Annotated in this window: 11 protein-coding genes; 5 read left to right on the top strand and 6 right to left on the bottom strand. The window is 71.9% G+C overall.

The genetic code is table 11. The annotated features are described in order from the left end of the window. Positions 1-5: 5 nt before the first annotated feature. Complete coding sequence (locus tag JKJ07_RS19540) at positions 6-674, top strand: response regulator transcription factor (RefSeq protein WP_020512124.1); 669 nt, start codon at positions 6-8, stop codon at positions 672-674. A 59-nt stretch (positions 675-733) separates the two neighbouring features. Here JKJ07_RS19540 and JKJ07_RS19535 read toward each other — a convergent pair whose 3' ends face one another. Beyond that, a complete protein-coding gene (locus JKJ07_RS19535; RefSeq protein ID WP_202993022.1) occupies positions 734-1,147 on the bottom strand; it encodes a DUF4395 domain-containing protein in 414 nt (137 codons plus the stop codon). 59 nt (positions 1,148-1,206) lie between these two features. Then, on the bottom strand, positions 1,207-1,719 hold the full coding sequence (locus tag JKJ07_RS19530; protein ID WP_202993021.1) for a MarR family winged helix-turn-helix transcriptional regulator: 513 nt from the start codon (positions 1,717-1,719) through the stop codon (positions 1,207-1,209). A 59-nt stretch (positions 1,720-1,778) separates the two neighbouring features. On the opposite strand from JKJ07_RS19530, the gene JKJ07_RS19525 reads away from it, so the two are divergent. Further along, entirely contained in the window at positions 1,779-3,014 is a 1,236-nt protein-coding gene (locus tag JKJ07_RS19525) for an MFS transporter (protein WP_202993020.1), read from the top strand. Positions 3,015-3,596: 582 nt separating this feature from the next. Then, positions 3,597-3,947, top strand: a complete 351-nt coding sequence (locus tag JKJ07_RS19520; RefSeq protein ID WP_202993019.1) for a thioredoxin family protein — start codon at positions 3,597-3,599, stop codon at positions 3,945-3,947. Here the strand turns inward: JKJ07_RS19520 and JKJ07_RS19515 are convergent. The 4 genes from JKJ07_RS19515 to JKJ07_RS19500 form a co-directional block, all read right to left on the bottom strand. Continuing rightward, a complete protein-coding gene (locus JKJ07_RS19515; protein ID WP_202993018.1) occupies positions 3,944-5,068 on the bottom strand; it encodes a glycosyltransferase family 4 protein in 1,125 nt (374 codons plus the stop codon). The genes JKJ07_RS19520 and JKJ07_RS19515 overlap by 4 nt on opposite strands. Then, the gene (locus JKJ07_RS19510) at positions 5,068-6,324 is read right to left on the bottom strand and encodes a M48 family metallopeptidase (RefSeq protein WP_202993315.1); all 1,257 of its coding nucleotides are present in this window, start codon (positions 6,322-6,324) and stop codon (positions 5,068-5,070) included. Before JKJ07_RS19510 ends, JKJ07_RS19515 begins: the two co-directional genes overlap by 1 nt. 23 nt (positions 6,325-6,347) lie before the next feature. Further along, positions 6,348-6,569 (bottom strand): hypothetical protein, encoded by a 222-nt coding sequence (locus JKJ07_RS19505; RefSeq protein WP_202993017.1) that lies wholly within the window; start codon positions 6,567-6,569, stop codon positions 6,348-6,350. Positions 6,570-6,686: 117 nt separating this feature from the next. Continuing rightward, positions 6,687-8,057, bottom strand: a complete 1,371-nt coding sequence (locus JKJ07_RS19500; RefSeq protein ID WP_202993016.1) for an NYN domain-containing protein — start codon at positions 8,055-8,057, stop codon at positions 6,687-6,689. Between the two features lie 104 nt (positions 8,058-8,161). Here JKJ07_RS19500 and JKJ07_RS19495 point away from each other — a divergent pair, with 104 nt between their 5' ends. Both JKJ07_RS19495 and JKJ07_RS19490 read left to right on the top strand, forming a co-directional pair. Next, positions 8,162-9,961 (top strand): DEDD exonuclease domain-containing protein, encoded by a 1,800-nt coding sequence (locus JKJ07_RS19495; RefSeq protein ID WP_202993015.1) that lies wholly within the window; start codon positions 8,162-8,164, stop codon positions 9,959-9,961. A 109-nt stretch (positions 9,962-10,070) separates the two neighbouring features. Then, positions 10,071-11,861, top strand: a complete 1,791-nt coding sequence (locus tag JKJ07_RS19490) for a RelA/SpoT family protein (protein ID WP_202993014.1) — start codon at positions 10,071-10,073, stop codon at positions 11,859-11,861. Positions 11,862-11,880 lie beyond the last annotated feature (19 nt).

Raw genomic sequence — 11,880 nt, 5'->3', positions numbered from 1 at the left:
CGAGCATGTCGACCAGTCCGGCGCCGACTACGCGCACCAAGGTCCTCCTTGTTGACGATCATGACTTGATTCGTAAGGGGCTGCGACACGCATTCGAGCGCGACCGTCAGTTCGAGGTCGTCGGCGAGGCGGCCACGGCCGCCGAGGCGGTCCGGCAGGCCGGCGCGTTGCAGCCCGATGTCGTGATCATGGACCTGCGCCTGCCCGACGGCAGCGGTCTCGAGGCGACCAAGGCCCTCCGCAAGAACAACGCCAACATGGGCATCGTCGTCCTCACCATGTATGCGGGTGACGATCAGCTGTTCGGAGCGCTCGAGGCCGGCGCGAGCGCGTTCGTGCCCAAGACGGCCCCCGCCGACGAGGTCGTCGCGGCCGCCCGGCACGCCGCCTCCGCCCCCAGCGCCTTCACCGCGGCCGACCTGGCCGAGGCCATGAAGCGCCGGCTCGCCCCGTCGGGCCCGCAGCTCTCCCCGCGTGAGGGTCAGGTGCTGCGCCTGCTGGCCGACGGCATGAGCGTGGCGGGCATCGCCAAGCAGCTGTTCGTGTCGGAGTCCACGGCCAAGACCCACATCTCGAAGCTGTACGAGAAGCTGGGCGCGGCCAACCGGGCCCAGGCCCTGATGACGGCCCTGCGCCTGGGCCTGCTCGAGGCGCCCGACGCCCCCAAGTTCTAAGAGTCGTCAGTTTCCCCACGACGTCAGCGCCCGGTTCCCCCACCGGGCGTGTCGTCTTTCTAGGCGTTTCTCGCGCTCAGCCGCCGGATCGCCAGATAGGCCTCGCAGCCCAGACACAGCCCGAAGGCGGCGTTGAGGAAGGCGGCCAGGAGGGCGAAGGCGGCGAAAACGACCCCGAGCGTCGTCACTCCGGAGAGGTACCCGACACTCGCGACAGCCATGAAGCTAAATCCGACTAACTGCGCGAACCGTACGGGTGGGACGGGTTCGCGCTCGGCCGGCGGGCCCAGGCGGGGCAGCACAAAAGCGCGATAGACGTACGCGTAGGGCCCGCGCCGCGGATCGGCCGCCGTGATCGCGAAGACGATCGCCTGCGCGAGCGCGAGCCATCCCCACCCGGTCGCCAGCACGACGACGAGCACGACGCTGGTCAGCGTGGCGGCGAACCGCTGCCCGCGGGGGTCGAGTTCCATGCCGTCAGGGTCGCATTCACCAGCACTTTTATTGCCGTCCGAGGTCAGTGAGGGGCATCTCAGCCCTCCAGGTCGAGAAGGACCTTCCGCAGCAGCCCGTTGAGCTGCACGAGCTCCTCGTGCGAGAGCGCGCGCAGCAGGCGTTGATCGCGCGCCATGCCCTCGAAGATGTATTTGCTCCACATCGCGCGCCCCGCGGCGGTCGGCCGGATCAGCACGCGACGGCGATCCGTCTCGTCGTTCTCACGGGTCACCAGCTCGGCCGCCACGAGCCGATCGAGCCGGCTGGTCATCGCGGCCCGGGTGACCTTGGACGCCTCGGCCAGCTGGGCCGGCGTGGCCTCGATCGGCCACGGCTGGATCATCAGCACGTGCAGGGTCTTGTAGTCCTCCGAGGTCAATTCGCGCGACTCGGCGAACGCCGCGGCGTCGGCCCGCCGGGCCTCGCGCTGGATGAAGTTCATCCGCACCAGCGCCCCCTCGACCTCGGGCGCGAAGGACGGCTCGTCCTTCCAGAACGCCGCCCACCGGGCCACATGCTGATCGACGCTGTCCTGCTCCATGATCGCCATTCTGCCACCATCTGACTTTTCGATTGCTAATAGTTAGACGGTGAACTAGTTTCCTCGGCATGCGGATCTCCGACTTCCGGCTGCTCGCCGCCGGGCAGACCCTCTCCTGGATCGGCAACGGCTTCCAGACGGTGGCGCTCGCCGTCGCGGTCGTGCTGGCCGGCGGTGGCGCCCGCGACCTGGGCCTGGTCATGGCGTCCTCGATCGTGGCCCGGCTCGTCTGCACCCTCTTCGGCGGCGTCTGGGCCGACCGTCTGCAGCCGCAACGCGTCATGGTCGCTTCCGACCTCGTACGGCTCCTGGCCGCCACCGCGATGGCGGTCATGTTCGCGAGCGACGGCTATCACCTCGTGCTGCTCTGCGCCCTGGCCGCGATCTCGACCGGGGCCGCCAGCTTCTTCGACCCGGCCTTCGGCGCGCTCCGCCCCCTGCTCGTGCCGGCCGAGAGGCGCCAGTCGGCCAACGCGACCTTCAGCATGTTGCAGACCGGCAGCCAGGTGGCCGGCCCCGCGCTCGGCGGCGTGACCGTGGCCGCGTTCGGCGCCTCGGCCGGCTTCACGGTCAACGCCGTCAGCTTCCTGGCCTCGATGGTCGCCGCCTTGCTGCTGCGGGTGCGAGCCGAGCGCGGCCCCCGCACGTCGATGCTGGGCGAGCTGGCCGAGGGCTGGCGCGAGATCAGCAAGCGTGACTGGCTGCTCGGCGGCCTGTTCGGCGCGACGGTCTATCACGTGGCCAACGGCGTCATCCTCGTCCTGGTGCAGATCGTGGCGATCGAACGCCTGGGCGGGGCGTCCGCGGCCGGCTTCATCGCCGCCGCCGAGGGGCTGGGCGGCCTGCTGGGCGCGGCGATCGCCCTGCGCTTCAAGCCACGCCGGCTGCTGCGCGCGGGCTGGCTCACGCTGCTGCTGATGCCGCTGTGGGCCCTCGCGTACGTGTGGCCGGCCGAACTGATCGCCGTCATCGCGGGCGCCATCATCGGCTACGCGGGCCTGATCTTCTTCGACGTGGCCATGGAGACCGCCATCCAGGACAACATCCCCCAGCGCATGCTGGGCCGCGTCACCTCGTGGGACTACCTGACGTCTTTCCTGGCCATGCCCCTGGGCAACGTCCTCGCGGGCCCGCTCTCCGCCCGCTACGGCACCGACAAGGTCCTGACCGCCTGCGCCGCAGTCCTCTTCTGCTCAGCCGCGGCCCAACTCCTCATCCCCGGCACCCGCAACCTGACCCGAACCCACCCCAACCAGGCCACCCCCACAAAACCCCCAGAAGTAGTAGAAGCCACCGGCGCCTGACTCCCTTCCAGCTCGCCTGGGTCCTCCTCCGCGTCCGGCCCCCTCCTCCTCACCTAGCCCCGCCACCCCCACCCGGGTCCCACTCCGCCCCCGGCCATCCCCTACCTGGCCTCTCCACCCGCCCTGGTTGCTCTGGCCGCCACGCCGGGCGAGGGGTGGGCGGGGACGTGGGTTGGATCGCTTGGTCTCGCCACTCGGGGGATGGCGTGACAGAGTTGTCCTATGGATTTGGTGGGTGTCGTCGCGATCGTCGCCGTGCTGGTCGTGGGCGTTCTGGTCGGCTTGTGGCGACGCCGTACGGACGGCCTTATCCGAGATGTCGCGCCTGCCGGAAATATCGGGCAGGCCCAAAGATCGGCGGTCACTCACGGCGCGGCGAGTTCTGGCGGCGCGGCGCGGAAGTCAGGCACAGTGGTGACGCCACTCGCCATGGACGGTGTGGCAACGAACCAGACGAACGCCATGGCAGCGACCGGCACGGCCGCCGCAGGGCTACCGGGCCTCGCGCCGCACGGAGCTGCCGGAGCCGTCGCGCGGACCGAGACAGGCGCCGTCACGGCCGACGAGAGGGAGGAGCCGGGAATGATCGAAGAGACCGGCCACGACCCCAGCGCCGCCGGTCAGCGTCTCGACGCCGCCCTCCTCGGTGAGCTGGGCGTCGGCGCGGCCAGGGCGACCCTCTTGCAGTTCTCGTCCGCGTTCTGCGCTCCCTGCCGGGCCGTGCGCCGGGTCAGCGAAGAAATCGCCGGCATGATCCCGGGCGTGCAGCACGTCGAGGTCGACGCCGAGAGCCACCTCGACGCCGTACGGGCTTTGGGCATCTGGCGCACCCCGACGCTGCTCGTGCTGGACGGCGAGGGCCGCGTGACCAAGCGCGCCACCGGCGTCCCCGGCAAGCCCCAATTGATCGCCGCCCTGGGCGACGTCCTCTAAGCAGCCAGCAGCCGATCGAGCCGGGCCGCCTGGGTCTCCCAGCGCCACTCCTGCTCGACCCAGGCCCGCCCGGCCACGCCCATCTCCTTGGCGCGGGCCGTGTCGGTCAGCAGTTCGGTCAGCCGGGCGGCGATCGCCTGGATGTCGCGGCCGCCCACCACATAGCCCGTCTCGCCCTCGCGCACCGCGTCGGGCGCGCCGCCCGAGTCGCCCCCGAGCACGGGCAGGCCGGTGGCCGACGCCTCCAGATAGACGATGCCCAGGCCCTCCACGTCGAGGCCGCGGGCCCGGGTGCGGCACGGCATCGCATAGACGTCACCGGCCGCGTAGTGCGCCGGCAGCTCGGGCCACGGCACCGAGCCGGTGAAGACGACGTCATTCTCCACGTCGTGCTCGCGCGCCAGCTTTTCGAGCGTCTTGCGATACGGCCCGCCGCTGACCAGCAACAGGGCCGCGCCGGGCACGCGGCGGCGGATCGTCGGCAGGGCCCGGATCAGCATGTCTTGCCCCTTGCGGGGCACCAGCCGCGAGATGCAGACGATCACCGGCCGGTCGCTCAGGCCGTGACGGGCGCGCACCTCGCTGCCGTCGACGCCGGGGTGGAACGTGTCGACGTCGACGCCCGGCGCCAGCCGCTCGAGCGACGTCAGGCCGTGCAGCGCCTGGGCCAGCCTGGTGCGCTGATATTCGCCGAGGTAGGTGACCACGTCGTTGCCGTCGGCGATGCGCCGGAGCAGGGCCCGCGCGCCGGGCAGGGCGGCCCAGCCGATCTCGTGGCCGTGGGTCAGGGCGACCGCGCGGGTGATGCCGGCCCGGCGGCGCAGGCCCTCGGCGAGCAGGCCGAGCGGGGCGGCGGCGCCGAACCAGACCCGGTCGCACTCGTGGGCCTTGGCGATCTCGGCCGCGCGACGGGCCACCGCGGGCGTGGGCAGCAGCAGGCCGGTCTTGTCGCGCACCACCTCGAACGGCTGCTCGGCGTCGAACTTCTCGGCGCCGCGCCACGTCGACGCGTAGACGACCACCGAGCCGGTCGGCTGGCGTACGGCCAGGTTGTGCACGAACTGCTGGATGCCGCCGGGGCGGGGCGGGAAGTCGTTGGTGACCAGCAGGGTGCGGCCCATCAGCGCGCGCCCCGGGCGAAGGCGCGGGCGGCGGCCATCCGTTCCACCGTGGACGGGTGTGAGGCGAACATGAGGTGCTCCCAGGCGGGCGGATCGGGGTCGGACAGGTTGAGCGTGCCGAGGCGGCGTTGCATGGCCTCGAACGTCGCCGGGTCGCCGGTGAGGACGAGGGCGTGCTCGTCGGCGCGGGCCTCGATGCGCCGCGACACGAAGGCCTGGGCGGGCCCGGCGATCAGGCCCGCCAGCGTGACCAACGCGAGCAGCAGGCCGATGGCACGCGGCTCCCCGATCGTGTCGACGCCGGCCCGGCCGAGCAGCCACTGCCAGGAGCCGAGCAGGAAGAGCACGATCCCCGCGGCCGCCGTGCCCAGGGCGCCGAGGATCGTGCCGGTCAGCACGTCGCCGTCCTTGGCGTGGCCCAGCTCGTGGGCGGCCACCGAGACGACCTCGGCCGGCTCGGCTTCCTTGAGCATGGTGTCGTAGACCACGATGCGCCGGGTCGGGCCGAGCCCTGAGACGTATGCGTTGACGGCTCGCGTGCGCCGGGACGCGTCGGCGACCAGCACGTCCTTGACCGGCACGCCGTCGCGGGCGGCCAGTTCCAGCAATTCCGTACGCAGGGGGCCGTCGGCCATCGGCGTGAACTTGTTGAAGACCGGCTCGACCACCACCGGCAGCACGAACGACAGCAGCACGACCAGCCCGGCCGCGCCCGCCGCCCCGATCGCCCACCACCAGCGCGGGGCGAAGTGGGTGACCGTGTAGAAGCCGGCCAGCGCCAGGCCGCCGATCACGGCGCCGACCGCGAACGACTTGAGCAGGTCGACCGTCCACGCGCCCCACGACTGGGTGGAGATGCCGTAACGCACGACGACCGTGTGCCGCCAGGCCGCCAGCGGCAGCGTGACCACCTCGGACACCAGCACGACGGCGAACCCGCCGAGGATCGCCTGGGCCAGCCAGTGGCCGCCGAACGGGCGACCGGCCTGGGTGACCAGCCAGGCGCCGAGCGGCGTGAGCCCGAGGACCAGGGCCACGATCAGGGTCAACAGCATCGCCCCGTACGAACCGGGACGCAGCTCGGCGTGGAACTCGCGGCCCCGGGCGACCTGGTCGGCCGGCAACTGGTCGAGCGCGGCCAGTTGATCGGGCCGCGGGGCCAGGGGCCGATGCCACGGAATCGAGTGCCAGGCGACCAGCACCAGAACCGCCACGAGGACGAGCAGCGTGCCCGCGGCCCAGACCCGATTCATCAGCCCATCCTAGGGGTGAGTCATGATCACGCCACGTGACGCCTCCGCGGATACATCGGGACCACCACTGGCGGCTCGGGCGTCTCGAGCAGCTCGACCTCGAAGCCGGCCAGCTCGAACACCTCGACCGCCCGCAGCTCGCCCGGAGTCAGGTCGCCGATGCCGTCGGGCGTGGTCAGCAACGCGCCGACCACGCACTCGCGGCAGTCCTGCACGCTCCGGTCGCAGCGACCGCAGTCGATGATCATCACTCCTCCTCCCCGGGTGGCGGCGCGACGTCAACGGGGGAAGCACCGTCGCGGACCGACCACCATCGGTGACCAGAACGCTAGGGCGGGGGTATGACAAAAATTCGTTACCGCAGGTCACGACCGGGAGAGCCGGCGTAGCAGAGAGTCCGCACCCATCGGATAGGCCCCGTGCCGCCGGACGCCGTCGGCCACCTCGCGGTCGGAGGAGATGACCACGAGCGGGCGCCCGGCCGGCTCGCCCCGCACCAGCTGGCGGATCAGCTCGTCGGCGGTGTCGCCCTTGCGCGAGAACAGCACCCGCACCCCGCGCGGCGCCGGGGGCAGGCCGTGCACCCGCTCGGCGCCGTCGAAGACCACGGTGACCTCGTCGCCGGTCTGGGCCGCGATCCCGCCGAGCCCGGTGATCAGGCGTTTGCGCTGCTGCTCGAGCGACATCTCGGCGAACCCGCGCTTGGTCACGTTGTAGCCGTCGACGATCAGGTGCGCCCGGGGCAGGGCGAGCAGCTGGTCGAGCCGGCCGGGATCGTCGGTGTCCTGCGCGCGGGCCTGCGACCGCTCGGGCGAGCCGGGACGGTCGGCCGCGGCGTCGGCCACGAAGTCGGCCGGCATCTTGTCGGACGGGTTGAGCGCGAGCTCGCGGCGCAGCCCCGAGGCGGCCTGGCCGATCGTCTCGATCAGCAGCCAGAGCCGGGCGTCGTCGGCGGCCCGGGCGTCCTTGGCGGCGGCCTTGCCGGTCGCGGCGAGCGCCTCGGCCTCGGCCAGCCGGGTCTTGAGCCGGCGGACCTCGGCGTCGTGGTCGGCCGCGACCCGGGCCGCCCGGCCCTTCTCGGTGGCCAGCAGGTCGCTCGCGCGCTTCTGGGCGGCGTGGGCCTCGCGCAGGGCCTTGCCGTTGCTGCGCGCCTCCTCCCGCACCTGGCCGAGCTCCTCGCGGACCCGGGCCAGCTCGTCGCGCAGCTTGTCGGCCTCGACCTTGGCCACCGCGCGGTCGTGCTCGGCCCGGGCGGCCCGCTGCTCGGCCTCGCGCACCTGGTGGGCGACGGCGGCGCTGTCGGCCTCGGCCTGGACGGCGTGCCCGGCCTCCTCGATCAGGTCGCGCCAGCCCTCGGGGCGGGCGAGATAGGCCAGCGCGGCGACCTCGACCGGGTCGGCCGCGCCGGGCGCCACCCCCGCGGCCACGGCGTTGCCGAGATCACCGGCGTCGGCCACGATCCGGCTGCTGATCCGCTGGCGGAACAGCGGGTCGGAGGCGAGCTGGGCGGCGATCTCGCGGCCGCCCAGGCGGGCCCGGCGATTCGGGGCGAACCGGGCGACCTTGCGCATCTGCACCGGCATCTCGTCGGCGGGCAGGCCGGGCAGCGCGGCGGCGGCGAGAACGGTCACCCGCTGGCGGACCGGCTCGGGCAGCACCGGTTCCGGGCCGAACTCCGCATCCTGGACAGCCGCCTCCTCCTCGGGGCGGTCGCCGGACGGCAGGAGCTCTGACATCTACCCATTCTCCCACCGCGGACTGCGGAAAAGCTTGTCGAAGCAAGTGATCTTTTCAAGAGCGCGGCCAGTTTCTGTCGTACCCCCTCTCTAATCTCCCCGCCGTGGCACAACCGGCATATGTCCAGGGCACTCTGGACACCCTTCTCAGCGCCGACGGCTCGGTCGAGCCGGCCGCGCTCTCCCTGGCCGACACCACCTTCGTGGTGCTCGATCTCGAGACGACCGGCGGCGCGGCCGACGGCGCCGGCATCACCGAGATCGGCGCGGTCAAGGTGCGCGGCGGGGTCGAGCTGGGCGTCTTCGCGACCCTGGTCAACCCGGGCGAGCGGCTGCCGCCGTTCATCACCGTGCTGACCGGCATCACCGAGGCGATGCTGGCCCCGGCCCCGCCGATCGAGTCGGTGCTGCCCAGCCTCCTCGAGTTCCTGCGGGGCGCGGTGCTGGTGGCGCACAACGCGCCCTATGACGTGGGCTTCCTCAAGGCCGCCTGCGCCCGTCACGGCTATCTGTGGCCCAACCCGCGGGTGCTCGACACGGCCGCCGTGGCCCGCCGGGCGCTCACCCGCGACGAGGTGCCCAACCGCAAGCTGGGCACGCTGGCCCAGTTCTTCCACGCGACCGTCCAGCCCACCCACCGCGCGCTCGACGACGCCCGCGCCACGGTCGACGTGCTGCACGGCCTGATCGAGCGGCTGGGCAGCTATCGCGTCCACACCCTGGGCGACGCGATCGAGTTCGCCAAGGCGGTCACGCCCACCCAGCGCCGCCAGCGCCACCTGGCCGACGGCCTGCCCCACGTCCCCGGGGTCTACGTGTTCCGCGCCGCCGACGACCGCGCCCTCTACGTCGGCACGTCCAAAGACATCGCCACCCGCGTCCGCAGCTATTTCACCGCCAGCGAGAAGCGGGCGCGCATCTCCGAGATGCTCGGCGCGGCCACTCGGGTCGAGGCCGTCGAGTGCGCCCACTCGCTCGAGGCCGAGGTCCGTGAGCTGCGGCTCATCGCGGCCCACTCCCCGCCGTACAACCGGCGTTCGAAATATCCGGAACGCGTCGTCTGGCTCAAGCTCACCACCGAGGCCTATCCGCGGCTGTCGGTGGTCCGCGCGCTGGCCGACGACGACGCGGCCTACCTGGGCCCGTTCTCGTCGCGCCGCACGGCCGAGCTGGCCGCGGCCGGGGTCTACGACGCCGTCCCCCTGCGCCAGTGCAGCCACAAGCTCTCGGTGCGCACCCCGACCCCGGCGTGCGCGCTGGCCGAGCTGGGCCGGTGCGCCGCGCCCTGCGAACACAAGATCACCCCGGAGGAGTACGCGACCACCGCCGCACTGCCGTTCCGCGACGCCATCCACGGTGACCCGTCGCAGGTGGTCGACGCCCTGATGGATCGGATCGAGATCCTGTCCGGCAAGTGCCGCTACGAGGAGGCGGCCGTCCTGCGCTCCCGGCTGATCGCGCTGCTCCGCGCGACCGTGCGGATGCAGCGATTGTCCGCTTTGACCAGGCTGGGCGAGATCGTCGCGGCCCGGCGCGACACGGTCGGCGGCTGGGAGATCTCGGTCGTCAGGCACGGCCGGCTCGCCGCCGCGGCCACCTCGCCGCCCCGCGAGCACCCCCGGCCGACCCTCGACGCGGTCCGCCTGACGGCCGAAACAGTCCTACCCGGACCGGGCCCGGTGCCCGCCGCCACGGCCGAGGAGACCGAGCGGATCCTGGCCTGGCTCGAACGGCCCGACACCCGGCTGGTGGAAACTTCCGGCGACTGGGTGTCACCGGTTCGTGGCGCGGCGCGGTTCACCGCCCTGCTCAACAGGGCAGAAGCCGCAGCTTCGGGCAAAGACTCGTCCGTTCGCTCATCCGTAACTGACCGTTCGGATGACGCTCGCTCGCTTAGGCTGTAAGGCAAGTGGATTCTCCGGCCTGGTTCGCGGGGCTTCACGACGATTTGGCCCTCGGCTCCCGCGGTCCCCCGCGCGAGAGACCGGCGGCCCTGCGGTGAGGGGGTGTCCAGTGGACGTCGACGCCGGCCACGGCGCCGCCCTTGGACGTGCCCTGCCGACAACCCAGCGCGATCTGTCGATCACCCAGCGGCTCCGGTCCTTTCTGAGCTTCAATGGCGACGACGACGATCCCGTCACCGTCCTCACCCGCACGCATCGAGCCGTGCATCCGTCGGCCGACGCCGGCGTCCTGCGGCGCAGCTACGCGATCGCCGAAAACATGCACCGCGGCCAGATGCGCAAGTCCGGCGAGCCGTACATCACGCATCCGCTCGCCGTCGCCCAGATCTGCGCCGAGCTCGGCATGGACACGACCACCCTGGTCGCCGCCCTGCTGCACGACACGGTGGAAGACACGAGCTACACGCTCGAGGCGCTGCACAGCGACTTCGGCCCCGAGGTGACCCACCTGGTCGACGGCGTGACCAAGTTCGACAAGGCGTTCTACGGCAAGGCGGCCGAGGCCGAGACGATCCGCAAGATGATCGTCGCCGCCGGCAAGGACGTCCGGGTGCTGGTGATCAAGCTGGCCGACCGGCTGCACAACATGCGCACGCTCGACGCCCGCTCCCCCGCCTCCCGCGCCCGCATCGCCACGGCCACGCTCGACGTGCTCGTCCCGCTGTGCGACCGGCTCGGCATCCAGGCCCTCAAGCGCGACCTCGACGACGTGGTGCTCTATCACCTCGAGCCGGATTCGTACGCGCGGATCGACGAGCACGTGCGCAACCGCCCCGGCTGGTCGGAATACCTCGACGACGTCAGCGGCAAGGCGCGCACGGCCCTGCGCCGCCAGCGCGTGACGGCCGAGGTCACGGCCCGCCCGCGGCACTATTACTCGATTTGGAAAGACACCGTGGCCGGCGGGCACGCGGTCCCCTTCGACCTGCCCCGCATCGCGGTCGTGGTCGACGGCCCCGAGACCGACTGTTACGCCGCGCTCGGCGCCATCCACGGCCAGTGGCGCCCGGTGGCCGGCCGTTTCAAAGACTTCATCGCCTCCCCCAAGAACAACCTCTATCGCTCGCTGCACACGACGGTCACCGGCCCCGACGGCCGCCTGGTCGAGGTGCTGATCCGCACGCAGGCGATGCACCGCTATTCGGAATACGGCGTCGCCACGACCTACCGCTATCCGAAATACGCCGAGACCGCCGAGGCCTCGGGCGCCGACCAGCTGACCTGGCTCAAGCGGGTGCTCGACTGGCAGCAGGACACCACCGACGCCGCCCAGTTCCTGGCCTCGCTGCGCTGCGATCTCGCCGAGGCCCAGATCACGGTGTTCGCTCACGGGCACGCGTTCGAGCTGCCGAGCGGTTCCACCCCGGTCGACCTGGCGTACGAGCTGGGTCCGCAGACGGGTGACCAGTGCCTCGCCGCCACGATCAACGGCCGGCTGGCCCCGCTCAGCTCCCAGCTCCGCGACGGCGACGTGGTCGAGATCTTCTCCGAGAACGATCACCACGTGGAGGTGGAGCCGAACGCTCCTCGCGGCCCGCGCCGCGAGTGGCTCGGCTTCGTGAAATCGAGCCAGGCCCAGATGCAGATCAACCGGTACTTCGACGAGAAGAACGAGCCGGGCATCAGCATCGCCGACAAGGTGCGCCTGGGCCGCGCCACGATCGGGCTGACGCTGCGCAAGCACGACCGCGGCCTGGCCAGCGAGGTGCCGCTGCGCCGCCTGGCCGAGGAGCTGGGCTATCCCGACCTCGAGACGATGCTGGTCGCGGTCTGTGAGCGCACCCTCGAGCCCGACACGGTGGTCGAGCAGCTGATCGCCCTCGTCGACCACCCTGACTAGACCACGGCCGGGCCCGGCT

Source organism: Paractinoplanes lichenicola, assembly GCF_016785085.1.
GTDB classification, from domain to species: domain Bacteria; phylum Actinomycetota; class Actinomycetes; order Mycobacteriales; family Micromonosporaceae; genus Actinoplanes; species Actinoplanes lichenicola.
The sequence above is the reverse complement of the archived record's forward strand: the minus strand, read 5'-3'. Positions and strand labels throughout refer to the sequence as shown.